19 protein-coding genes and 1 pseudogene are annotated in these 24,567 nt (G+C 61.8%); 9 read left to right on the top strand and 11 right to left on the bottom strand.

The genetic code is table 11. The features are described from left to right. Nucleotides 1–226 precede the first annotated feature (226 nt). Together VSR82_RS26515 and VSR82_RS26510 are read left to right on the top strand one after the other, a co-directional pair. Nucleotides 227–1,699, top strand: coding sequence for an ISNCY family transposase (locus VSR82_RS26515; protein WP_498858230.1), 1,473 nt, complete (start codon nucleotides 227–229; stop codon nucleotides 1,697–1,699). 80 nt (nucleotides 1,700–1,779) lie between these two features. Beyond that, a pseudogene (locus VSR82_RS26510) lies at nucleotides 1,780–2,594 on the top strand (PDDEXK nuclease domain-containing protein); the annotation flags it as partial. A gap of 503 nt (nucleotides 2,595–3,097) precedes the next feature. Here the strand turns inward: VSR82_RS26510 and VSR82_RS26505 are convergent. Continuing rightward, nucleotides 3,098–3,451 (bottom strand): hypothetical protein, encoded by a 354-nt coding sequence (locus VSR82_RS26505; RefSeq protein WP_429462324.1) that lies wholly within the window; start codon nucleotides 3,449–3,451, stop codon nucleotides 3,098–3,100. A gap of 129 nt (nucleotides 3,452–3,580) precedes the next feature. After that, on the bottom strand, nucleotides 3,581–3,787 hold the full coding sequence (locus VSR82_RS26500) for a DUF7713 domain-containing protein (protein ID WP_429462322.1): 207 nt from the start codon (nucleotides 3,785–3,787) through the stop codon (nucleotides 3,581–3,583). A 204-nt stretch (nucleotides 3,788–3,991) separates the two neighbouring features. Here VSR82_RS26500 and VSR82_RS26495 point away from each other — a divergent pair, with 204 nt between their 5' ends. From VSR82_RS26495 to VSR82_RS26480, 4 genes are read left to right on the top strand one after another with little or no spacing between them, the layout of a single operon-like run. Further along, a complete protein-coding gene (locus VSR82_RS26495; protein ID WP_429462320.1) occupies nucleotides 3,992–5,026 on the top strand; it encodes a sugar ABC transporter substrate-binding protein in 1,035 nt (344 codons plus the stop codon). Beyond that, complete coding sequence (locus tag VSR82_RS26490) at nucleotides 5,023–6,609, top strand: sugar ABC transporter ATP-binding protein (RefSeq protein ID WP_498858229.1); 1,587 nt, start codon at nucleotides 5,023–5,025, stop codon at nucleotides 6,607–6,609. Before VSR82_RS26495 ends, VSR82_RS26490 begins: the two co-directional genes overlap by 4 nt. Then, nucleotides 6,606–7,670: an ABC transporter permease gene (locus tag VSR82_RS26485; RefSeq protein ID WP_429462317.1), complete on the top strand. Its 1,065-nt coding sequence runs from the start codon at nucleotides 6,606–6,608 to the stop codon at nucleotides 7,668–7,670. Before VSR82_RS26490 ends, VSR82_RS26485 begins: the two co-directional genes overlap by 4 nt. After that, entirely contained in the window at nucleotides 7,663–8,622 is a 960-nt protein-coding gene (locus VSR82_RS26480; protein ID WP_429462314.1) for an ABC transporter permease, read from the top strand. The genes VSR82_RS26485 and VSR82_RS26480 overlap by 8 nt, the downstream gene beginning before the upstream one ends. A gap of 56 nt (nucleotides 8,623–8,678) precedes the next feature. Here VSR82_RS26480 and VSR82_RS26475 read toward each other — a convergent pair whose 3' ends face one another. From VSR82_RS26475 to VSR82_RS26450, 6 genes are all read right to left on the bottom strand, one after another. Next, entirely contained in the window at nucleotides 8,679–9,371 is a 693-nt protein-coding gene (locus tag VSR82_RS26475; protein WP_429462312.1) for a phosphatase PAP2 family protein, read from the bottom strand. Between the two features lie 207 nt (nucleotides 9,372–9,578). Next, nucleotides 9,579–11,147: a hypothetical protein gene (locus VSR82_RS26470; protein WP_498858228.1), complete on the bottom strand. Its 1,569-nt coding sequence runs from the start codon at nucleotides 11,145–11,147 to the stop codon at nucleotides 9,579–9,581. Nucleotides 11,148–12,094: 947 nt separating this feature from the next. Further along, on the bottom strand, nucleotides 12,095–13,165 hold the full coding sequence (locus VSR82_RS26465) for a substrate-binding domain-containing protein (RefSeq protein WP_429462307.1): 1,071 nt from the start codon (nucleotides 13,163–13,165) through the stop codon (nucleotides 12,095–12,097). Nucleotides 13,166–13,203: 38 nt separating this feature from the next. Then, nucleotides 13,204–14,439, bottom strand: coding sequence for an SfnB family sulfur acquisition oxidoreductase (locus VSR82_RS26460; protein WP_429462305.1), 1,236 nt, complete (start codon nucleotides 14,437–14,439; stop codon nucleotides 13,204–13,206). Nucleotides 14,440–14,549: 110 nt separating this feature from the next. Then, on the bottom strand, nucleotides 14,550–15,605 hold the full coding sequence (locus VSR82_RS26455; RefSeq protein ID WP_429462303.1) for an ABC transporter permease: 1,056 nt from the start codon (nucleotides 15,603–15,605) through the stop codon (nucleotides 14,550–14,552). Next, nucleotides 15,602–17,101 carry a sugar ABC transporter ATP-binding protein gene (locus VSR82_RS26450; protein WP_498858227.1) on the bottom strand — a complete coding sequence of 500 codons (1,500 nt, stop codon included), beginning with the start codon at nucleotides 17,099–17,101 and terminating at the stop codon, nucleotides 15,602–15,604. The genes VSR82_RS26455 and VSR82_RS26450 overlap by 4 nt, the downstream gene beginning before the upstream one ends. Nucleotides 17,102–17,381: 280 nt before the next feature. On the opposite strand from VSR82_RS26450, the gene VSR82_RS26445 reads away from it, so the two are divergent. Then, entirely contained in the window at nucleotides 17,382–18,623 is a 1,242-nt protein-coding gene (locus VSR82_RS26445; RefSeq protein ID WP_429462299.1) for an acyl-CoA dehydrogenase family protein, read from the top strand. Between the two features lie 5 nt (nucleotides 18,624–18,628). Then, entirely contained in the window at nucleotides 18,629–20,065 is a 1,437-nt protein-coding gene (locus VSR82_RS26440; RefSeq protein WP_429462296.1) for an LLM class flavin-dependent oxidoreductase, read from the top strand. A gap of 97 nt (nucleotides 20,066–20,162) precedes the next feature. On the opposite strand, the gene VSR82_RS26435 is transcribed toward VSR82_RS26440, so the two are convergent. Next, nucleotides 20,163–20,993, bottom strand: coding sequence for a CmcJ/NvfI family oxidoreductase (locus VSR82_RS26435; RefSeq protein ID WP_368581627.1), 831 nt, complete (start codon nucleotides 20,991–20,993; stop codon nucleotides 20,163–20,165). A 32-nt stretch (nucleotides 20,994–21,025) separates the two neighbouring features. Continuing rightward, entirely contained in the window at nucleotides 21,026–21,250 is a 225-nt protein-coding gene (locus tag VSR82_RS26430) for a hypothetical protein (RefSeq protein ID WP_429462293.1), read from the bottom strand. Nucleotides 21,251–21,763: 513 nt separating this feature from the next. Between VSR82_RS26430 and VSR82_RS26425 the strand changes: the two genes are divergently transcribed. After that, nucleotides 21,764–22,969, top strand: a complete 1,206-nt coding sequence (locus tag VSR82_RS26425; protein ID WP_429462291.1) for a GNAT family N-acetyltransferase — start codon at nucleotides 21,764–21,766, stop codon at nucleotides 22,967–22,969. A 412-nt stretch (nucleotides 22,970–23,381) separates the two neighbouring features. Here the strand turns inward: VSR82_RS26425 and VSR82_RS26420 are convergent, their stop codons facing one another. Beyond that, entirely contained in the window at nucleotides 23,382–24,497 is a 1,116-nt protein-coding gene (locus VSR82_RS26420) for an NAD(P)/FAD-dependent oxidoreductase (protein WP_429462289.1), read from the bottom strand. Nucleotides 24,498–24,567: the final 70 nt, after the last annotated feature.

The following is a 24,567-nucleotide window of genomic DNA, read 5'->3' as shown; positions in this document are numbered from 1 at the left end:
CTGCCCATTCAAACCGAATCCTTCAACACTGCACGGAATGAAAACCATGAAAGACAGACCTTGAACCCCTACAACATCGGACATTTCTAACGAGCCGCACAGCGGACATTTCAAAATGGCCTCGACATTTGACGTAGGTCCCAAATAGAAATGTCGGGTTTCCGCTAAATAGAAATGTCGTGTTCTGGGTAGTTTGACTGCCGGACATCCGCTCAGGGAGCCGGCGATGAACGCGACTCGGACGATCACGATGACGATGCGCGAGATCGATCGGCTGAAGGTCATCCAGGCCGTGACCGAGGCCCGGCTCAAGCCGGGCCAGGCCGCCGAACGTCTGGGGTTGAGCGTGCGCCAGATCGAACGGCTGGTGCTGCGTTACGACGCGGCCGGCGTGGCCGGGCTGGCGTCAGGCAAGCGTGGGCGTGCGGGCAACCACCAGCTGCCTGCTGGCAAGGCGCAGCGGGCGCTGGCGCTGATCCCCGAACGCTACGCGGATTTCGGGCCGACCCTGGCGCGCGAGAAGCTGCGGGAATGTCATGGCATCGAACTGGCGGTCGAAACGGTGCGCACGCTGATGATTGCCGCGGGACTGTGGGTGCCGCGCAGGGATCGGCCGCCGAAGGTGTACCGGCCGCGTAACCGCCGCGCGTGCCTCGGTGAACTGATCCAGATCGACGGCAGCGATCACCGCTGGTTCGAGGACCGGGCGCCCGCCTGCACGCTGCTGGTCTTCATCGACGACGCGACCGGACGGCTGATGACGCTGCACTTCACGGCGACGGAGTCGACCTTCAGCTATTTCGAGGCACTGTCGAAGTATCTGGGCGCGCACGGCAAGCCGGTGGCGTTCTACAGCGACAAGGCCAGCGTCTTCTACGTGAAGCAACGCTCGGAGACGGCGGGCAAAGGCGTCACCCAGTTTAGCCGGGCGCTGTATGAGCTCAATATCGACGCATTCTGTGCCAACACGAGCCAGGCCAAGGGACGCGTGGAACGCGCGAACCAGACGTTGCAGGACCGGCTGGTCAAGGAGCTGAGGCTGCGCGGCATCAGCACGCGGGACGCCGCGAATGCGTATGCGCCCTCCTTCATCGCCGACTTCAACCGGCGGTTCGGCAAGCCACCCAGGAGCGACTACGATGCACACCGGCCGCTGCGCGACGACGAGGATCTGCGGCAGATCCTGGCCTACCGTGTCCCGCACAGGATCTCGAATGCACTGACGGTGCAGTACGACCGGGTGCTGTACCTGCTCGATGACACGCCCGTCAGCCGGGCGCTTACGCATGAATATGTCGAGGTCGTCGAGTATCCCGATGGCGTGATCGAGGTGCAGGCCCGCGGCGCGGTACTGCCGTACCGGCAATATGACCGCATCACCCATATCGATCAGGGCGCGGAGATTGAGAACAAGCGCCTCGCGGGCGCACTGGAAGTCGCCCGCCGCGTTCAGGCCATCCGCGACGATCGCCGGGCAGCGGGGTCCCCATCGCGCACGCACTGCGGCGAGCAGGTCGAGGCCAAGAAGGCGCTGATCGGGCTGAAGAAGCAGCGCGCAATCGAGGTCGCCGACCTTAATCAGGCGATTCTCGAAGTCAGCTCAAAAATGAGGGATGGACGGGGGGCGGCTTCGCCGCCCCACCCCAAAACCTTGAAAAAAGACAGGAAACAGCGAGAAAAACCCGACATTTCTATTTAGCTGGCACCACGACGTTTGAACTTGACGGGGACATTTGATGCGATGCAATCGTACAATCGGAAAATTACGCGGCGACTCCGCTAGACCGGCTCGCGCGGGACTTCAAGGCAGCCTTTCCCGACATGCGCGGATTCTCCTCGCGCAACCTAAAGTACATGCGAGCCCTGGCGCAGGCCTTTTCCGCAGCCGGAATCTGTGCAACAGCCCGTTGCACAATTACCGTGGTCGCATGTCGTCACGCTGCTCGACAAGCTGGACGACGGCGCACAGCGGCTCTGGTACGTAGAAAAATCGCTCGAGCACGGCTGGTCGCGCAGCGTGCTGACCATGCAGATCGAGACGCCAGCGCCGTCACGAATTTCGCCGACCGGCTGCCACCCCAGCAATCCGATCTCGCGCGCGACGCCCTCAAGGATCCCTATATCTTTGACTTCCTCGGCTTGACCGAGAACGCCCAGGAGCGCGACATCGAGCGTGCACTCACGCAGCACATCACGCGGTTTCTCCTCGAACCGGGTACCGGCTGGAGGTCGGCGGTGACAAGTTTTTCATCGACCTGCTTTTCTATCATCTGAAGCTGCGCTGCTATGTCGTCGTCTAACTGAAAACGACGCCGTTCAGGCCCGAGTACGCAGGCCAGCTCAACTTCTACCTTTCCGCGATCGACGCACAGGTCAAGGCTCCGGAAGACCAGCCGACCATTGGACTGCTACTGTGCAAGGAGAAGAACCGGCTCGTTGCGGAATATGCGCTGCGCGGCGTGGCCAAGCCGATGGGTGTCGCCGAATATCAGCTTTTGCGCCATGTGCCTGAATCGCTGGAAAGCGGGCTGCCATCCATCGACCAGATCGAGGCGGAACTCCGACCGGACTTGCCCGACGCACACGGCCACTGAGCCACACGCGCGATTGGACGATTGCGCGATACATGGTGCGTGCGATGACGCCCTTGTCTGCCGGGACTTGTACGCACCCGAGCTTTTTCGAGCCGCTGCTGCGCATCCATCCGCCCCGGGGCTATTGAGTATGTTCGGGCGCACGAGACGCAGTCTCCTGCCCTACGTCGCCCATCTAACCGCGCTGCACGTCGCGCCAGACTGTCGCTTCGCTTGAGCAATCAGTTCCTTGAACACCTCGATCCCGGCATCCGTGAACCGGTTACCGTGACCAACTGCTCAGCGAGGACGTCCAGATCGCGGATGATCCCGAGGCACCCGTCCTCTGACTCCAGATTCATCCAGATTCATATTCGCCAGTTCGTCAAGCCAGTCCCTCCGCCTCTCCGAGCATCGCGTCGCCTGACCAGACAGCCGCGCATCCAGCGCAAAGATTCGGCGTTGAAACAGCGCCGTCCGTCACGTCTCAACCAGCTCAAGCCCCTTTTCGGCACACCATTGCATCAACACGCTTTCGTCAGCATCGGCCTCCAACGAATACCAACGCTCGGAACGGCTTCACGCTCGAGCAAACCTTTGAAACGCGCACAGGCCCCCTGCTGCCGGAAGAATCCCTCGACCTGCTCGTAACGCGCACGCAACTCCTGCGCGACAAAGCGCAGCGCGTGATCTCCTCCGAGATCAAACTCGTTCTTATGCGGTATCGCAAGATAAGTATCTGAAGTTTCAAGATTGTCCGGGAGCTCCTCGTCGAACGCGTCACTGGAATCGGAAGTCCACCAGATCTTGCCCGTATCGAGCGAGACATACGCGTTATGCTCCATTGGACCTCCGTAACTGACGAAGTCAAAGGCCATCGCAAGATCGTCGTGTATGACTGCGACCATAGCTCTGCCCCGCTAGCGTTGCCACGTTCGAGCGGCCGGGCTGGAATACCGTATCCGAGCCAACGTTCGGGGCCTATTCCGCAGCGTCGGCGTTGCAATTCAAAGCTCTTCGCTCGGATCAGCGATATCGAGCCGGAAATACCGTCCTTCCATGCTCATGAGCATTCGCCCAAGCTCGTTCCACGAGACCTTCTTACCGTCGATCGCCACAAGCGGCAGGTACCCTGCCTGCGACTCGTCCCGTCCGATACGCCCACGGACCGTGCTGTCGATAATCCGGCGTTCATGAATAGCGATGCGCCTCACCGACAGCGCGCGACTACCATGTTAAGCCCCCAACACCTGGCGCCCGGCTTCCACAGCGTTTCCCCGGAAAGTATTCCATCCAGTGCCAACTATCCTTAGCTCAATTCGATGTTTTACCTTCTCCGTCCATGCGGTTTAGATTCGCAGCACAGTGCGACTTCCCCCTTCACACGGCGAAAGCCTGGACAACGAATCGACTACGACATGAACAGCGAGACAACCCGCTCCATCGCTCCGATCAAACGCGCCGCTGCCGCGCTTGCCATCGCCCTCGGCGTATTGACAGGATTCAACGCCGTAGCCCACGCCCAAGGTGATGCCGATGTACCTTCGCTCAAAGGCAAGCGCATAGGTATTACGGCGGTGGGCACGGACCACTACTGGGATCTGAAAGCCTATCAAGGCGCCATCGACGAGGTGAAGCGTCTGGGCGGCACGCCGATCGCGCTTGACGCGGGCCGTAACGACAATCGCCAGATCGCGCAGATACAGACGCTCATCGCGCAGAAGCCCGACGCCATCATCGAGCAGCTCGGTACCGCGACCGTGCTGGAGCCGTGGTTGCAAAAAATTCGCCAGGCCGGCATCCCGCTGTTCACCATCGATACGGCGTCCCCGTCGAGCCTCAACGCCACCACATCGGACAATTTTTTCATCGGCGAACAACTGGCGCTCAAACTCGTCAACGACATCCATGGCGAAGGCAACATACTCGTATTCAACGGCTTCTACGGCGTGCCCGTGTGCGCGATCCGTTACGACCAGTTGAAGGCCGTGCTCAAGTATTACCCGAAGGTGCACATCATCGAGCCTGAATTGCGCGATGTGATTCCCAACACCGTGCAGAGCGCCTATGCGCAGGTGAGCCAGTTGCTCACGAAATACCCCAAGGGGCAAATCTCGGCGATCTGGGCCGCGTGGGACGTGCCGCAGGTGGGGGCGACCCAGGCCGTCGACGCCGCGCATCGCAGCGAGATTCGCACCTATGCCGTCGACGGCAGTCCGGACGTGGTGTCGCTAGTCAAGGATCCGAACTCGAGCGCTGCCGCCGTGGTGGCGCAGCAGCCCGCGCTGATCGGCAAGACCGCCGTCGACAATGTCGCGCGCTATCTCGGTGGCGAGCGCAATCTGCCGCCCTACACTTACGTCCCGTCGATTCTCGTGACCAAGGACAACGCTGCCGAAGTGCAGAAGACGCTCGGTCAGTCCGCACAGTCCGGCCAGTTCGCCTCGAAATGAGTGAGCCGCTCAACGGCAAGCGGGCCGCAGCCGTTGCGCCCGCACTCGAACTGCGCGCTCTCTCGAAGCAGTACGGCGGCGTGCAGGCGCTGCGTGGCGCATCGTTGAGCGCCGCGCGGGGCACGGTGCATGGACTGATTGGCCAGAACGGCGCAGGAAAATCCACGCTCATCAAGATTCTCGCGGGGCTCGAGCGAGCGGACGCGGGCGAGATTAAGGTCGATGGCGTTGAGATTGGCGCGGGAGTGCGCAGCGAGATTGCCTTCATTCACCAGGAGCGTCTGCTCTCACCGACATTCACGGTGGCCGAAGCGCTCGCGCTCGGTGACGAGCCAGTAGCCGTGCCCGGCGTGCGCCGTCTGCGCGCCCTGCTGCCGCTCGATTTGCGCCGCATGCGCCGCCGCGCGAACGAGGCGCTGGCCGTGCATTTCGACATCGCGTTGCCACCGGAGCGTCTGATCGGCGAATTGAGCGTCGCAGAGCAGCAGATCGTACAGATCACGCGCGCGCTCATGCGCACGCCGCGCATCCTCGTGTTCGATGAGCCGACCGCCGCGCTCGTGAGCCGCGAGGTCGAGCGCCTGTTGCAGACCATTGATCGCCTCCGTGCACGCGGACTCACGATCCTCTATGTCTCGCACTATCTGAACGAGATCGCCTCGCTGTGCGACCAGGTGACGGTGTTACGCGATGGCGTCGATGTGGCGCACGTCGATGCGCGCGACACGCCTGTCGACGTGCTTGTCTCGGCGATGATCGGCACACAGCCTGCGGCGCGTTCGCGCCGTGAAACCGCATCGCCCCGGGAGGTCGTGCTTGAAGTACGAGATCTCTGCGCCACGGGACGCTTCGGGCCTTTGTCCTTCGCGCTAAGGCGGGGCGAAGTGCTGGGCGTAACGGGGCTGGTCGGTTCGGGCGGCAAGCCGCTGGTGCGCAGCCTGTTCGGCCTGGAGCGCGGAGTCCGTGGCGAATTGCGTGTGCGCGGCAAGCCCGTGCGCTTGCGCCGACCGGCCGACGCAGTGCGCCAGGGCATCGCTTTCGTGCCTGAGGATCGACGCCGCCAGGGCGTCGCGACTGCACTGTCCGTGCGCGACAACCTTTCACTGCCGAGCCTCGCGCGCTTCAGCCGCTTTGGCGTGTTGAATACGCGCCGCGAGACGGCATCAGCATGTGCACTGATCGACACGCTCGGCGTGCGCACGCCTGGCCCGCACGCGCCTGTGCGCCATCTCTCGGGCGGTAACCAGCAGAAGGTCGCGCTCGGCAAGTGGCTCGGCCGCAAGACAGTCGACGGCGCGGCTATCTATATCCTCGACGAGCCGACAGTCGGTGTGGACGTCGGCGCGAAAGCGGACATTTATCGCCTCATCGATGCCCTCGTGGCTGAAGGCGCGGCCGTGCTGATTTTCTCCAGCGACCTGCACGAACTGCTCGATGTGACCGACCGCGTACTCGTGCTTGCGCGTGGCGCGATCGTCCAGAACGTGCCCTCGCACGCTGCCAATACCCAGGACCTGCTCGCGTGGGCCACGCTCGCGCGGTCGCGCGAAGAAAGCGCGCCGAAACAGGAGAATGCAGCATGATCGGCAAGGTGATCGAGCGCCTGGATGCGCTGCGGGGCAACGACGATCTTGCCGGAGATCGCGCCGGTTCGGCGACGCCCCAGCCAGACGCCCCTCGCGCGCAATTCTGGCTGCGCGGCGGCGCCGTGCTGGCCTTCGCACTGGTGTTCGCGGTTTTCGCGGCGACCTCCCCGCTCTTTCTCACGCTCGCCAATCTCGCCAATATCTTGCAGCAGTCGGCCGTGCTCGGCGTGCTCGGGTTCGGTCTGACCGCAGTGCTGATCGGCGGCGGCGCGGACTCGATCAAGGGTGGACTGGATCTGTCGATCGCCGCGAACATGGGTCTATGCGCGGCTGCTCATGCGGTGGCACTGCGTGCGGGTGTGTCGAGCGCGGGCGCGGTCGGCCTCGCGCTCGCGGCAGGCGTGACGATCGGCGCGCTCAACGCCTTCGCGGTGCTCGGCCTGCGCATCCTGCCGCTGCTTGCCACGCTCACGACGATGAACCTTTGCGCGGGCCTCGAACTCGTGCTCACGCAGAACACCTCGGTGCCGGCTACTTCCCCGCTGCTCGCCTTCCTGATCGGTGAAGGCGCATCAGGTATCCCGCATCTTGCGACAGCGTTGCTCGCCGTCGCCGTGCTCGTCACTCTGCTGGTGCACTACACGCCATTTGGGCTGCGCCTGCGCGCGTGCGGGGAAGACGCCCAGGCAGCCCGCGCGGCGGGATTGAATGTGCGCGCTTATGCGGCCGCAAGCTACATGCTCGGCGGCTTCGCGGCGGCGCTCGCCGCGCTTGCGTCGTCGGCGCTCCTGAGCGGCAGTTCGCCGGGCGCGAGCGAAAACCTGCTGGCCGTCGTGGCAGCGGCGCTGCTCGGGGTGGTTTTCTCGCGCCGCATGCTGCCGACGATGCCGGGCACGCTACTGGCCGTGCTCTTCCTCGGCGTCGTCAGCAACGGGTTTCAGCTCGACAACGTCTCCAGTTACTGGGTCAACGGCGTGGAAGGAGCGCTGATTCTGTTCGTCGTCTCCACCACGGCGCTGCTGCGTCGCCGTCACCTCGGAACGCATGCTCATGACTGATCGGCTCGTGCACATCCAGCGCTTTTCGCTGCCGGGCGCGCTGGTCGCCGTCAGCCTATTCTTCGCGGTGTGCTCGCCAGGTTTTGCGCAGCCCCGCAATCTAGGTAATGTGCTGCTCAACGATTTCGCGCTGCTGGCGATTGCTGCGCTCGGCATGACCCTTGCGCTATCGATCGGCGCCGTCGACCTGTCGCTTGGCGCGGCTATCGACGTGAGCAGCCTCGTTTTCGTCCTTTTGAGCGCACATCACGTGGGGGTACCGCTGGCCGCCCTCGCCGCGCTCGGCGCAGCGCTGCTGGTGGGCGCGTTCAACGGCATGCTGGTGGCGGCCCTCGGCATCGCACCATTTCTGGCGACGCTCGGCACGCTCTTCATCGGGCAGACTCTGCAGCAGCTTGCGACCGATGGCGGTCAGCCCGTCTACCTGCTCGGCCTCCCGTTGCCGCCGCTGTTCGGCGCGCTGGCGCACGGCACGTGCGCCGGCGTACCGGTGCCCTTGTGGATCGTGGCGGCGCTCGCGCTAGTCGTACACGTGTCGCTCGCGCATTCGGTGTTCGGCCGCTACAGTGCCGCACTCGGCACGCAACCGGGCGTCGCTCGTTACTCCGGCCTGCCGGTTGCGATCATTGTAGTCGCAACTTTCGTGGCGGGCGCGCTGGTCTATGGCGTGGTGGGCCTGCTGCTGTCATCGATGGTGAAAGCCTATGTGCCGCAAGCTGGCAACGGCTACCTGCTCAACGCGATCGGCGCGACCTTCATCGGCACAACGCTGTCGCGCGCGCGGCGGCCCAATGTGCCCGGCACGCTACTCGGCGTGCTGCTGCTGAGCCTCGTGGCAAACGGGCTGTTGCTGATCGGCTGGAACTTCTACTGGCAGCAGGTCGCCACGGGCGTGCTGATCTTCGCGGTGCTGGCGTTCAGCTTCGCATCGCGGAGCGAGCAACAGGCCTAGTGTTCGGCGGACGAATCAGGAGTCGGTATGGCCCAGCCCACGCAGCCATGTTTGATTCATAGGTGTTTGATCACACTGCCCGTCAGCATGCGTAGCTCGTCGAACTGCGTGGCGAGTTCGAGGCACACGATAAAGGCCAGCATCGCTGATGGTCCCGGGTAACGCTCCATCCATCGCAGCGCCGGAGTGGCGCAGCGCACGCGAATCGCGTCTCGCGTCATCAGATAGGTGATTCCGGCACCCACGAGCGCGCCCGCCAGCAAGTCGGTCGGGTAATGAAAGCCAAGATAGGCACGCGGCAGGCAAATGACCAGCACCACATAGAGAATCGCCAGCACGCCGATGCCCCGCCACACGAGGAAGATGCCAGTGGCGACCGCCATCCATAACATCGCGTGGTCGCTTGGGAAGGAACTCCAATTCGACAGCTGTGCGTCCTCGATGACGTGACCCGCAAAGTGCAGATGCAGTTCGCCGCTAAAGACAGGGCGCGCTCTGAACGGTAACCAGTGAGCCAGCAATCTTCCGACGAGGAGCGCAAGGAGACCGCTGAAAAGCGTTGTGAGCACCATTTCTCGCCGCCATTCTCGACGCTCATCTGGCTGAAACCACATCCACCACAGCAACGGTATGAGTACGAGCCCTTTGAAGGTGTAGAGGTCGGCAATGACCTCTATGGTTTTGGCCGCGAGATAACCGAAGTGGAGGGAGGACAGATATGTCTCGATAGACGAATCGAAGCTATTCATAGTCTTGTAAGAAAATCGGACAAAGCCAATTTCCGATGCGACTAGCTCGTATCGGGCTCTGTCGTCGGCAAAGCCTTGAACCAAAGACGTTGCAACCGACGACGATAAGCAATAACGACAGCCTCCTTGATGCGCCCCGTCGATCGATGCATTGTCTAGTCCGTCTGACTCTCGTGCGTCATGGTCGTCTGCGGTCGATATTTGAACTCAACGGGGACGCAGTTCATAGAGCCGATGTTCAGGTAACGTCGCAACGAGTTGCCATCCATCAAGCGTCTCGGGTAAGCGCCGGTACGGGTCAAGTACCGCAAGATAGACCGTCGTGAACCGGCTTCTAAGGTCAGGAAAACGATCCAGCAGCTCAGTGGACCACGCGCGCAACATGTCGCCATTTGCCAGGACATTCGGTTTTCGGGTAGAGCTGTCGTCCTGGAACTCCCTCAATGCTACGTTCTCGCTCCGGTAAAGCACGGGTTGCTGGCCCGCTTTGAGATACAAATCGGGCACGAGAACGCCATTCACTGTTGCGAGCGCCACCACCTTGTCCAAATATGGGTTCCAGCGGTAGGGGTCCTTCCATGGAGAGCGGTCGGCGGTGTCCTGCTTGTACTGGAACAAGACGGAACCAGCCTTCAACGACGCGAACGTGGTGCGGTAAGTCTGAATGACAGGACTGCCGACCTGCCAATCCTCAGTTACGGTCACGATCCGGAAAACAAAGACAAGCGTGAGACCGAGTGCGCCGACTCCCTGGAGACGTGGCGCCACCGAATGTCGTACGCCAACCAGCGCAGTCAGCAAAAACGCGAAGCTGATCGCGCATCGCTCTATCACACCGTACGAAGCAAACGCGTCAAACGGTGCGAGCAGGACTACCAGCGGAAGCGAAAAGACGGTTATCCGGAATTCTGGCTGGCACGTCCACCATTTCAGAACCAGACCAATGACCACGAACAGGCTCAGACCAGCCACGATAGCCACATCGCCCGCACGATTGCCCACTGAAAAGACATCGATGCAAAGAGCGAGCTTCGAAAGTACGTGGGTAACGCCGAAATGGGTTGACCCATGAAGGCCGCCGGTGCTGCTGTGGATCAACAGTGCAAGGGGGAGCAGCAACGGAACCAGACTCGCGGCCGCGTGACGAGCCAGTGAATGAATCGAGACCTTCCCCTCTCGAAGAAGACAACCAAGTTCCCACGTGCCGACAACCAGAGCGAAAACGGCAAGCGGAAACAGATGGCAAAAATAAATGACAAGGGCACTGAAGCACGAAACGAGGACCCGCGCGAGGGTGGCCCGGCGCAACGTCACGTGCGCAGCGATCGCCCAAAAGGAAATCCCGAGACCAAACAGAAAGTTATCGTAGCCGCGTATGAGTATCCAGTTATAGAGCAGCAGGAAGCTGATAAACGGTAACCACGACCAACGGCCATTGGCAACACGGCTCAACACGAGGCAACCCGACGTCAATAGCGCGAGTTCGACGAGGGTAAACAGCCAGGCAGCCCATTCTACCGGTATCAGTTTCGTGAACCACGGTAGGGCGAGGTCCATGGCAAGGTCGGGCACGGCTTCCCACCGAACGACAAAATTTCTTGCATACGATGCCGGATGAGAAAGGATATCGAGCCGGACGATATTGTAAAAGTGTTGCCCAAGAGGAGGATACGGCGTGACGAAGAATGGCATCGACGCAACCACGGCCGCAATCAGCCACACACTCCACAGACGCAAAGGAGAAATGCCAGTGTTCATCGGGCTTCTGATAGTCATCAAAAACCTCGGAAGGTTGATCTGGAACCCTCCACGCAAGGTATTCTCGATTTGTTGGGTTATACGAAATGCACATTGCTTACGGAAGATGTCGCGTAGCTAAATCCGTGGCCGGCTTTCGATCTCATCGTGCTATATGTCATTTTTTTGACGAGTATACGCGCGCCACTGTAACCATTTGTTCGTCACCTCACACAAAGCTCAAGACATTCCTTTGCGCTCGCTCACGAAGGCACGGAGGTTCCTGGACAGGCGCGGGAAAAATGAAGCGATAAAGCAGACGAAATCGGTTTATCCGTCGCCGGTCACCAACGTCGTCGTCGGCTGTGCCGTTCGCTGGTATGACAGTTCGGCCTCTTCCTGCGCGGCAAACCGAACGAGACATGTAGAGACGACCACGCACGACAAGAATCTGCTATTCAAGGCGGTGGATTCGAGAAGCGCGGTTTGCCGTATGACGACTCGCCGACAGCACACAGAGGCCTCCTCCCGCGTCGAGGGCCTGGGCCCGCTAAGCCCCACGGGTCCAGACGTCCTTGCATTTCGTCATACGCCTTCGCACGATAGCGCGCGCCCTTGAAACGGTGCTGCGCGACTTCCTGATACGCAGGGCCTTCGTACCACGCGCGCGGCCTGTTTTCGAAGAGACTTCGCCGAGTAGCCACGTCAAACCGGTGTATCGACGGCCGAGCGTTACCCGGAGCGTTGTCTATGGGCCAGCAACTGGCCACGTTCGAAAGCGGAGCCGCGTCCTGACGATGCGCTGCTGATCGACTGGCCGACGCGCTGCGCGCGGGATGAGGAGACCGTTAGAAGGTCCTCGTGGATAACGGTTTTGCGAGCCGGTGACTGTGTGGAGCGTAAGTACCGCGCGTTGTACGCCGCCTTCTTGCACCGGTTCGAAGTGACGCCTCGACACTGCCAGCCTTTGTCACGCTTCTCGCAGCTTACTGCGCGGCAGGAATCCACGCAGCGGTGGCCGCATCACTCGAACGGAAGGCAGGGAATTTCTCGCCAAGATCCGCAATCGTTTTGATGTCGTTCTTCAACAGATCGTCGCGCGTGATCAGCGTCGGCTTTACCGCGATGTGATGACCCGGGTCCTGTCCTGCCACCAGCAAGGCCGCCGCACGTACCGACACGGCGCCGACCACGGCGGGATTGGTCGCCGCTGTCGCCACCCAGGCGCTGCCTGGCGCGCGGATCGCTTCGATATCGGCAGTCGAAATGTCCGCACTGTAGATGCGCAGCTTCGACGACAGCCTGGCTTCGTCAGCGGCCAGTTTGGCGCCGCGCGCAAATTCGTCGTACGGTGCGAACACGACGCGGATCTCCGGATGCGCGCGGTACGCGGCCGACGCCTGATTCGCAACGGACTGCGCGATCGGGTTATCCACCGTGCCCCAACGCGCCTTCTCCTGCACGTTCGGATGCGCGCGCTTGAAGTCGCGCCACACCGCGTCACGCCTGTCGAGCGGCGCGAAGCCCGCGACATACACGTAACCCGCTGCGAACGCGTCGCCGTTGTCCTTCACAGCCTGATCGAGCAACAGCGACGCGAGATCGTGATCGCTCTGCTCGATTTGCGGCACCTTCGGATTGGCGAGATCCACGTCGAACGCGACGACCTTGACGCCCTTGTCCAGCGCACGCTGCACGACGTCTTTCAGCGACTCCGGCAAGCCGTGATTGACGATGATCGCCGAGACACCCAGGCTGATTGCCTGCTGGATCTGCTCGCGCTGCTCCGACGCATCCTGGCGGCCCTCGTAGATGCGCAAGTCGACACCTAGCGCCCTCGCCTGCTTCTGCGCGCCCGCTTCGTAAGCCTGGAAGAAGTCACCCGTCGACAGATAGTTGACGAGCGCGATCCGCACACCGCCTTTGTCGAACGGCGCCGGTGCGCCTATGAGCGGCTCGCAATGTGCGGATACGGCAGACAGCACGGCAGCCGAGCACAACGTCAGTGCGCCCAGCGCACGCACCCAGATCGAACGGCTTTGAAACAGCGATTTCATCGAAAGTCCCCTTGTTTGATGCCTGATTACTGGCAGCGTCAGTTCCATGCGTGACGTGCCGGTTTCACGCCGTTCAGATAGTAGTTGCCGACGAGGTGATACTTCCATCGGACGGGATCGTGCAGCGTATGCGTGCGCGCGTTGCGCCAGTGACGGTCGAAGTTGTGTTCGCTTAGGGTCGACTGGGTGCCGGCCAGTTCGAAGAGCTTTTCGCCGGCCAGCAGCGCGATTTCGGTCGTCAATACTTTTGCCTCGCCGACGGCGACCGAGGCACGCGCGACATCGTCTGCCGTGGTCGCGCCTTTGGCCGAGAGTTCGTCGAGCGCGCGTGCAGCGCGTTCGAGCAGGGCTTCGGCGGCATGCAGCTGGACGTGCAGGCGGCCGATTTCACGCAGCGTAAGCGGATCGTCGCTGGCCTTGTCGACACCGCTGTCGACCCACGGTCGCGTGCGCGTGCGAACGAATTCGAGCGTATCGGCGATGGCGGCTTTCGCGATGCCTGCGTCGATGGCAGCCTGAATGATCTGCGACACGGGGCCATTGAGTGTTGGTTCGTCGGAAACGCGCTGCGCAGGCAGCACATGCGACGCCGGCACGCGCACGTCTTCCAGCATGACCGTACCGCTTGCCGTCGTACGCTGGCCAAAGCCGGACCAGTCGTCGATGACTTCAAGGCCCGCCGTGCCCTTGGGGATATACGCGAGCCACGCTTTGCGTTCTTCATCGAGGCCAAGCACGGGCACGTAGTGCGCGAATAGTGCCCCTGTCGAATAGAACTTCGTGCCGTCGATCACATAGTCGTCGCCATCGCGCCGCACCGTGGTCCTGAGATCGAGCACGTTCTTCGTGCCCTTTTCGGAGAAGCCGTTGCCGAAGCGCTTGCCCGCCAGGATTTCCGCAAAGAAATAGCGCTTTTGTTCTTCGGTGCCTGTCAACACGATCACATCGACCAGGCCGAAATGATTCTGCGGCAACTGGCCAAGCGACGGGTCGGCCGCAGAGACGATCTTGATGACCTCCGTCAGCGTGACGAACGACACACCCGCGCCGCCATACGCCTTCGGCACCGTGATGCCCCACAGCCCCGATTGCGAGAACCACTCGATTTCTTCGCGCGGCAACCGGCGCTCGCGATCGCGCTCGGATGCACCCGCCGCAATACGCCGCGCCAGCTCATGCGCGACGGCAATGGCTTGCGCATCGTCGGCGATCACCCGCACCGCGCGGGCATGCGCGTCCGTCTGCTGTTGATCGGCTACGTCGGTTTCGGCCATGAATGTCTCCCTTTGATGACGATTGGCACAATCTAGCAACGCTCGTCACGAACACAAACTGAGCGATTCGAAATTAGATATGACGTCGATGCGCGGATGGTTTTCTCGTCTCACACGCGCGCACCCGAACGCGAGCCGACACTGAATGTGAAAGCCAATGCAAACACGAGCAGCACGCCCTTGATGAAGTCCTGCATGTAGTACGGCGCGTTCAGCATGGTCAGGCCGTTGAGCAGCACGCCGACGAACACCGCGCCCACCACCGTGCCGAGCACGTTGGGCCGCTTCGCGCCCCATACCGCGTAGCCGACCAGCGCCGCCGCGACGGCGTCGAGCAGCAACGAATGCCCCGCGCTCACATCGCCCCGGCCGACGCGTGCCGCAATCAGCACACCGCCCAACGCGGCAATCGTCGATGACGCGACATAGGCCGCGATGCGATAGCGAGCCGTCGGCGCGCCGGCGAGGCGCGCGGCCGTTTCGTTGCCGCCGATCGCATAGATCACCCGCCCCCAGCGCGTCGCCTCCATGACGAAGCACGCCACCGCCGTCAACGCCGCCAGCAGCAGAACAGGCAGCGGCACGATGTCCAACAGGCGCGAACGCCCCAGCGCGAGAAACAGATCGGGAAAGCTGCCCGTCGCTTCCGTGCCGTCGGGCAGCACGGTGCCCGTCGCAAGCGAACGCCCGCCTGTCGGAATCAATTGCAGACCCGCCAGCAGGAACAGCGTGCCGAGCGTGGCAAGCTGGTCGGGCACGCGCAGACGTGTGATAAGCACACCATTGAACAGGCCCGCGACCACGCCGAATGCCAGACAGGCCAGCACGGCGCTCCACGCTCCGCCATGCCATACGATCAGCACATAGCTCGCGACCATTTGCGCGGTTGCAGCGACGCTGCCTACCGAGAGATCGAAGCCGCCTGCCGCCAGCGTGATCGTGACGCCTATGCCCAGCAGCGCGACGATCGAAACGGCCTGCAGAATGCTCAGCAGATTGTCGACGTTCAGAAAGGCCGGCTCGCGCACCGCGAACACGACGATCAGCACGGCCAGCACCAGCAGGATGCCCGTGCGTTCCAGATGCTCGCGCAGACTGCCCGAGCGCGGGCGCGCCGTCGATTCGGCAGGGACGTTCGTCGTCACGGACGGGGTGGTGGATTTCATGAATGAGGGAGAGCAACAAAAGAAAGAGAATCGGCGGGAGCCGCGCGCTCGAGTGTCGTACCGCGATCGAAATGCACGACGCGATCGGCGATTTCGAACGCTTCTTCGAGATCGCTGACGAACACCAGCGTGGCACGCCCCGCCGCACGCTTGCGCAGCAGTGCCACGATGTCGGCGCGCGCGCCTGCATCGACGCCCTGAAACGGTTCGTCGAGCAGCAACAGCTTCGATGGTTCCGCGTGCCAACGCGCGAGCACGACCTTTTGCTGATTGCCGCCCGACAGACGCGACAGCCGGTCGTCCGGTCCCGTGCAGCGCACGCCGAATGCGGCAATCGCCTCGCCGGCCGCCGCCCGCTCCGTCTCACGACGCACGAAGCCGCCCTTATGCCAGCGTGACAAAAATGGAAAACTGAGCGTGCCCGCGATCGATGCGAACGGCACGCTGTCCGGAAAGAGCGACGAGCGCCAGCGGTCCTCTCCCGCGAGGTAGACACCCGCGCGAATCGCGTCAGCGGGCGAGCGCGGTCGCCATGGCTGGCCGAGCAACTGCATGTCGCCTTGCACGGCGCGCGTTTCGCCAAAGATGACGCGCGCGAGACGCGATTTTCCGCCGCCGATGGGGCCTGCGATAGCCACGATCTTGCCTTCTTCGACGTCCAGATCGAAAGGTATCGAGGCTGGCGTCAGCTTCAGATCGCGCGCGCTGAACACCACGTTGCTGGATGTGCCGCTGTCGTGCGGTGCAGCGCGATCGGCGGGCAGTGCATGGCCGATCATCGTTTCTACCGCGGCGTCGAAATCGATGGGCGGACGCAGATCCGCCACGATGCGGCCATCGCGCATGACGGTCACGCGGTCCGCGATGCGGCGCAGGTCACCTAGCCGGTGAGACACCAGCAAGATCGCCGCGCCGTCGGCACGCAAACGCTCGATCAAGGCGAAAAGCCGCTCCGCTTCGGGCGCAGAAAGACTCGCCGTAGGCTCATCGAGAATCAGCAACGACGGATTGCCGGCCAATGCACGCGCCAGGGTCACAAGTTGCTGCCCTGCCAGCGACAGCGTATGCAACGGCGCAGACAGGTCGACTTCAAGTCCGACGCGCAGCGCAAGTGGCCGCGCGGCATCGACGCGCACCGCTGGCGTCATACGCCACGCAGACGCCGCATCGCAAAGCTGATCGAGCAACAGGTTATCCGCAATAGATAAGGCCGGTACCACGGCATCGGCGGTGCTCTGATGCACGGTCGCGACGCCAAGCCGTTTGGCCTGCTGCGGCGACGAAGGCGCGAAGGTTTCGCCGCGCAAAGTCAGCGCACCGCTATCCGCTCCGTAGACGCCGCTGATTATCTTGACGAGCGTCGATTTGCCAGCGCCGTTCGCGCCCATCAACGCAACCACTTCTCCCGCACGGATGTCGAGGTCGAGATGGGTCAGCGCAGTCGTCGCGCCGAATCGCTTCGTGATGGAGACGGCCTTCAGGACAGGCTGATTCATTGCAGGGAGGATCGCTTCTGGATGCATGACCGTTCATGCTAGACAAGCTCGTCCATGCCGCAAACGAATCGCTATTCATATGCTTAGTATTCTCAACCGCTTGATGGCATTTTCTGTCCCCGCAGTCATACCACCGCTATCGCGCCGACATTAGTCGCCATACGGATAACGATCTGCCAATCCGTTATTTACGTGCGGCGAGCGGTGATTTTTATACTCGCCATTGTCCAGCGCTCAACCCGCGTCGTGGGCTTCGCTACTGCCTTTTCAAAGGATGTGCATGACCTCATCGAACGCCGCCGATCTCTCCGTCGGAACCGACTACGAATCACTCGCCAATCGCTTTCGCCCAATCTTCGAGCGGATCGCCGAGGGCGCGGCACAGCGCGACCGTTCGCGCGAATTGCCGCATGAAGCGATTGGCTGGCTCAAGGACGCGGGCTTCGGCGCAGTGCGGATACCGGTCGCGCATGGCGGTGCCGGTGCGTCGCTGCCGCAACTGTTTCGTCTTCTGATCGAACTCGCTGCGGCCGATTCGAATCTGCCGCAGGCGTTGCGCGCGCACTTCGCTTTCGTCGAAGACTGGCTGAATGTGCCGCCCGGCACCGCGCGCAACACCTGGTTCGACCGTTTCGTGAGCGGACAACTGGTGGGCAGCGCGTGGTCCGAAGTGGGCGACGTCGCCGTCGGCACGCTGTCGACCAGGGTATCCCGACGCGATGGCCAGTACGTGCTGAATGGCTCGAAGTACTACAGCACAGGTAGCATCTTTGCCGAGTGGATCGACGTGCTCGCGAAACGCGAGGAAGACGGCGCCGACGTAATCGCCGCCGTCAGCACGAATCAACCCGGTGTGTCACGCAAGGACGACTGGGACGGGTTCGGCCAGACAACCACGGGCAGCGGCACGACGGTATTCACCAATGCCTCGGTCGATGCCCATAACATCATTGCGTTCGAGCGGCGCTTCAAGTATCAGACCGCGTTTTATCAGTTGGTGCATGTCGCCACACTGGCGGGCATCGGTGCGGCCATTACGCGCGACGTCGGCACGCTGGTGCGGCAGCGCAAGCGCATCTATAGCCACGGCAACGCGCCGCACGTGAGCGAAGACGCGCAGATCCAGCAGGTGGCGGGCGAAATCGCCTCATGGGCCTATGCGGCACAGGCGCTGACCGGGCAGGCGGCGCAGCCTTTGCAACGCGCGTACGAAGCCCGTTTTTCCAACGATGCCGAAGCGCAGCATCGCGCCAACGTCGATGCGGAACTCGAATCGGCGCAGAGCCAGCTGGTCGTGTCGGACCTCGTATTGCGCGCGGCGACGCATCTGTTCAATGCGCTCGGTGCGTCGGCGACCAGCACCACGCAGGCGCTCGATCGTCACTGGCGCAACGCGCGCACCGTGTCGTCGCACAATCCCCTCGTCTACAAGGCGCGCATCGTCGGCGACTGGGTGATTAACGGCAAGGAGCCGCCGTTTATCTGGAGTATCGGCAACGGCCCCGGCCGAGGGAGCAAGTGAGCGTCATGACCAAACCCATTCGCTTCAATGCATTCGAGATGAATTGCGTCGGTCATCAGTCGCCGGGCTTGTGGGCGCATCCGCGCGACCGCTCCTGGCAATACAAGGATCTCGAATACTGGACGGATCTCGCGAAGGTATTGGAGAAAGGTATTTTCGACGGCATCTTTATCGCCGACGTGATCGGCTATTACGACGTCTACAAAGGCAACAACTATCACGCGCTGCATCAGGCCGCGCAGATTCCCGTCAACGATCCGCTGCAACTCGCCGCGCCGATTGCGATGGTCACCGAGCACCTTGGCATCGGCATCACGGCGTCGACGAGCTTCGAGCATCCGTATACCTTCGCGCGCCGCCTCTCGACCGCCGATCATCTGACGAAGGGCCGGCTCGCGTGGAATATCGTCACGTCGTATCTGGAGAGCGGCGCGAAGAACATCAGCGAAGGCGGATTGCGCGATCACGGCAATCGCTATGAAGTCGCGACGGAATACGTCGAAGTCTTGTACAAGCTTCTGGAAGGAAGCTGGGAAGACGGCGCGGTTGTCCGCGACCGCGAGAAGCGCGTGTTCACAAACCCGGAGAAGGTCCACGAAATCGGCCACAAGGGCAAGTACTTCGAAGTGCCCGGCTATCACCTTTGCGAGCCTTCTGCGCAGCGCACGCCGGTGCTCTTTCAGGCGGGTGCATCGGGTCCGGGTAAGGCATTCGCTGCGCAGCACGCCGAATGCGTGTTCGTCGCCGCGCCGACGCAAGCCGTGCTGAAAAACTACGTGAGCGATGTGCGACGCCAGGCAGCGGAAGCAGGCCGCGATCCGGACAAGCTGCTTATCTACAACCTCGTCACCGTGATCGTCGATGAAACGGATGCGAAGGCGCAGGCGAAGTTCGAAGAGTACAAGCGCTATGTGTCGTATGACGGGTCGCTCGTGTTCATGTCGGGATGGACGGGTATCGACTTCGGCCAGTACGCGCCCACCGATCTCGTGAGACGCGTCGAAACCAACGCCATCGTCTCGGCCGTCGAACATCTGTCAGGGGGCGACAAGGCATGGACCATCGAGGAACTCGCGATCTGGGGCGGCGTCGGCGGCATGGGTCCTGTATTCGTCGGCTCACCTTCGACGGTGGCGGACATCCTGCAGCAATGGGTCGAGGCGACCGGCGTTGACGGATTCAATCTTGCGTATGCCATCGCGCACGAAACGTTCGAAGACGTCGTCCATTACCTCGTGCCGGAGTTGCAGCGCCGTGGCGTGTACCCGACCGCGTACACGCCCGGCACGCTGCGCGAGAAGCTGTTCGGCGACGGTGCGCGTCTGCCGCAGACGCATCCGGCTACCCGCTTTCGCGATATCGAGCGGGTCAAGCGCGAGTCGCAACAGGTGCAGCCGGTCACGGCAACGCCCACCCTTGCCGAACCCCATGCGGTGAGGTAAGCGCGTTACGGCCCGTCATACCGCTGTTCACATTCCTGCGTCTATCCGGCCGTGCCAAGCGCTTATGCGATCTTGCCCGTGCACGCTTCGGCAAGCATCAGAAGAACAATAGCGTGCGCAGTTCGATACTCCGACGCGGTCTTGCGTCCGGCGGCGACGACGGATCATCGAATGCCGTATGTGCTGTCAGCCGCGCGACACCGTCGCCAGCGGAATCGTAGATTTTCAGGAGCAGGACTTCTTCCGGCTTCATCAGCGGAAAGTAGTACCAGCGGTGCTTCGGGTTGTACACGAACGCATAGGTCTCGCCGACTTTGTCCTGATAGATCAGATCCGCCGGCACCAGATCAGTCGGCGCGATACTGCGCGCATCGCACAACGCCAGCGGCGACGATTCGACCGTCGATCCGATCGGACGCCACAGGTTGACGATCGCCACCCTGCCTTTGAGCAGTTCTTCCGCTTCGTGCGGCGGCAGGTGATCGCGCACGCGGCGCGGACCCGATACGAAGGTCTGGTCGTTGTGAATGAACTTGACCGGCTCGCGCACGTTGCCTGGACGCGCCGCATGGCCATCGCGAATCGTGTGATCGAAGATGACGGCGCGCGTCGCGCCCGTCCAGCGCCTTAGCAGCGCCTCCGACTCGGGATAGTAAATGCGTTCTATCGCAGCAGGGTCCGTGAAATCGCGGAGCGCGCTCGCGTGCTGCCGCAACTCGAAACCGTTGCGGTCCAACGATAAACCACCCGGCGGCGGCGAAACCCGCGCATTGACGATATTCACACGCTGCGTCCGATACACGCCACTGCGCTGCGGCACGCCAGCAGGCGGCTCATAAGCGTAGGTAGCGGGCTTTTCCCCCGTCGCGACGAGATAGTTCAAGGCGGCTTCGACGACGGCCGGCTGTTCAATGACGACATCGCTCATTAGTTGCGCTCCTTGCCTGCGAGTGAACGAATTCAGTCCGGCGCTATTTCGCCGATGATCTGACACGAATCGGATGTGACTGTGATGTTGAAGTAGCCGGCGCGCGCATAGCGGGCAATGCGTTCGAGGCGCTCAGGATCGTCCTTCCACGTATGCTCTGGTACAGACGGCACAGGCCGCGCCTGCGCGCGCTGACGCACGAATTCGAACGGATGAAGCACGGCCAGACGGCAAAACGATGCGAGGCTCATCGACATGATGCGCCCTCCTGCTCATGGCAACAGTTGAATCTAGTCAGTGAAGTGGCAATGCACAAACAAGCATTTGTGCTTTGCTTTGCAACGTTTGGACCTTGTATAGGCTGGCCGTTCGAAGCGCGTGGCGCGTCTGCGCAGCGGCACACCCGCCGACGAAAGCCGACGCGCAGTCTGCTTCCCAAGGCGCGTCGGTGCGTCGGATGCACCGATGCTCTACACGATTTGCACATTCCTTCCGCCACGCTATCAATGTGCAAAACGCTTATTTGGGCGTCGCAAGGGTGGCTTTTTGGGCCGCTCACGAATGCCTCTTGAACGAATCAAGCGCACATCGTAGTTCGATCAAAAGCCGTTGAAAACGAATTGATCCGCACAACGATGTCAGCAGATGCAACAGCGTGGGCGGCTCAGAAGCGTGACTTACGACGACATCGGGACACCTCGCCAGCGGGACCAAAGCGGTTGTAAGATTGCTCGGGTGCCAGTTTGCCGGTCGTCCAGGGCCCCTTCGCAATGAAACTACTTCCAAAGCAACTGAACACCCGCCTGCAACTGCGCAAGCAACTGCGTCGCGCCAGCGGCTTTCAAATCGCTATTGCGCATCGCCTGCGACAGCTTAACGTGGAGGATTGGCGCACAGTCACTGCTGCGCAAAGCTTTTATTTTTCGCCTGAATACCTGCAAATGATCGAAGTGGCCGGTCCGGCCAATCTGGAGCCGCGCTACGCCTTGATCTCGGATGACGACGGACCGCGAGCCGCAGTTTGCATGCAAATCGTCCAGGTAAGCCTCGAGCACTTCGGTGAACCAGGCAAGCGCAAACTCAAAGTGCCGCTCACCGAGCGTATTCTTGTCTGCGGCAACCTGCTCAGTTACGGGCAGCACGGCGTTTGTTTCGCGCCCGGCAGTACTCCTGCGGAACTGTGGCCCGCCGTGGCGGACGCACTGTATCGTACCCGGCGATGCGAAAAGCTGGACGGACAGACCAACCTTATTGTGGTTAAGGACATTCTCGAAGCCGACAAGGAACCCAGCGCCTGCCTCGGCAAACTCAGCTATTCCGCCGTCGAAACCGAACCCAACATGGTGCTGACGCTACCCGAAGGCGTCCATACCCACGCTGACTATCTTGCCAATCTTGCTTCCAAGTACCGCAATGCGGTCAAGTCCCAGATCTACAAACCGTTCGATGCGGCTGGGTTCCGGATGGAACGTCTTGACGACGTGGCGTCGGTTACTGGACATCTGCAAGATCTTTACCTGCAGACCCACACCAATGCCAGGTTGCGGCCATTTATGCTGGATCAGGAATACTGGCCAGCGTTAGCGGCAGCCGCCGGCGCAAGAATCGTTTTCCACGTCGCGGTCAAGGGTAGCCATATTTATGGCTTCGTTGTCACGCTCAAGGACGCGGACACGGCGGTCGTCTGGCACATCGGTTTCGATCGCGAAGCTGCTACCTATGGCGTGCCGCTTTATCTACGCCTTCTGCATGCGTCGCTGACGCAGGCAATCGATTTCGGTTGCCGACGCGTCTCTTTCGGCAGAACGGCGCTCGCACCCAAAGCCCGCATCGGCTGCCGGCCGGAGCCGATGCAGGTTTGGGTGCGCCACCGCCAGCCTTTGCTGAACCGGGCGATCAGCCCTTTGCTGCGACTGATCCAGCATGAAGACGCGCCGGAATACTCTCCGTTCAAAAAAGACAACCAACCGCTCTGAAGCGCTTTGATATCTGCTCGAAGCAATCCATCAGGCCGCGGACCGCGGCCTACGTGACCGTCAGCTGCTGCGCGAGCCTGGCATCGCCTCCGGTTCGCGGTCCACACGCCGAAATTCAATGGTTTGCTGTCGGAGTTTTCACGCGTCAAGATCCATGTCGGTGCTGTTGCAGTTTGTGTTGTGTGTTCTTTTGTCTGCCGCGGCACCGCCTATGTGTCTGCCTGAGCGGTCGAAAACACGAACACGCCTAAAGAGCCATGTCGATAGCCAACGCGTCGAGAGGCTTGCGCTGATAGCCATTCGTCGAGGAAGCAGGCGATGACGTTCTGAAAGGTTTGCGCGATCGAGCGATGCTGTCGATGCTGCTGCGGCACCGCCCGAGAGCGCGCCACATTAACTTACCCGCGGAGTTCTATGCAAAACGCTGGGAGCGGTACGGATCCATCAGGTTCACCATCACGCCGTCAAGCAATTCGGTCGTGATGAACTGAGACAGTCCGGCCGCAAGACTGATGCCTGCGTTCGTTGTAATGGAAAGCACGCCGGGCAGGTCTTCAGAACGGCTCACGACGGGCAGTCCATCAGCGGGAATGACGCGACGCGTTTCGGTCACTTTCTCCACGACGGCGTCCTTCAAGCCGGGCAGCACGCGCGCGGCGACACGTACAAGCTCCTCGGGGTCGGGCGTGCCTGGATCGCCAACGGGCGAACCGGAGAAGTGCCTGGCGATGACCACACGACCGTCGATGCGCTGGATCGCGTGAACATGCGAGCCAAGAATGACCGAATCGAAAATGCGTGGCAACGGCGCGAGATGGACGACGCTCCCCATGCTGTGGATGAGCGGTGCCTTAAGCCCCGTGCCTTCGACGAGTTCCGGGTTCGCGATGCCGCCCGCGAAGATGAGAATGTCGGCCTCGCGCTTGCCACTTCCGCTCTGGATCTCGTAACCGCCCGCCGTCTTCGCGAAGCCTAGATACGCATCGTGTGGCGAGTATTGCGCCCCGTGTGCGACCGCGGCATCGAGCATCCTTGACGTTAGCTGCACCGGGGACATCATCCCTTCGTCGGGCGTGTAGAAAATGTCCGTCTCGGCTCCCGGCTCAAACCCCGGCTCAATCTCGCGTGCCTCGGCCGCGGTGACGCGGTACGTCGGGCTGCCCCAGCGCAGGCGCCGGTCCAGTTCCGCCGCGAGTTCCCGTGCCTCCTCGGTGCCGGGCTCGGCGCTTTGAAAGCAGCCTGACCAGCGAATCGGCAGACCGTCGATTTCGCTTTGCAGGTAACGCCAGCGCAGGTGCGACAGGCGATGCAGATTGAAGTAATGCTGCGCGCCAACTTCGCCAAGCGAGTCCGCATTGCGGAACTTCGTCTGATTCGTTATCCACGCGAATGATCCAGAAGTGGCGCCTTTCGCGACTTCGTTCTTGTCGAGCACGGTGACGCGCGCGCCGCGTTTCGCGAAATCATAAGCGAGTGTGGTGCCGATGATGCCAGCGCCGATGATGATGACTTTAGGTGCCGAATTCATAGAGTGCCTCTTTGCATTGGTGCAAGAAGTGTTGCCAGGGTGAGATTCTTAAGTCCGAGTTGCTGTGGCT

It is taken from the genome of Burkholderia sp. JPY481 (assembly GCF_038900515.1).
Taxonomy (GTDB): domain Bacteria; phylum Pseudomonadota; class Gammaproteobacteria; order Burkholderiales; family Burkholderiaceae; genus Paraburkholderia; species Paraburkholderia youngii.
The sequence above is the reverse complement of the archived record's forward strand: the minus strand, read 5'-3'. Positions and strand labels throughout refer to the sequence as shown.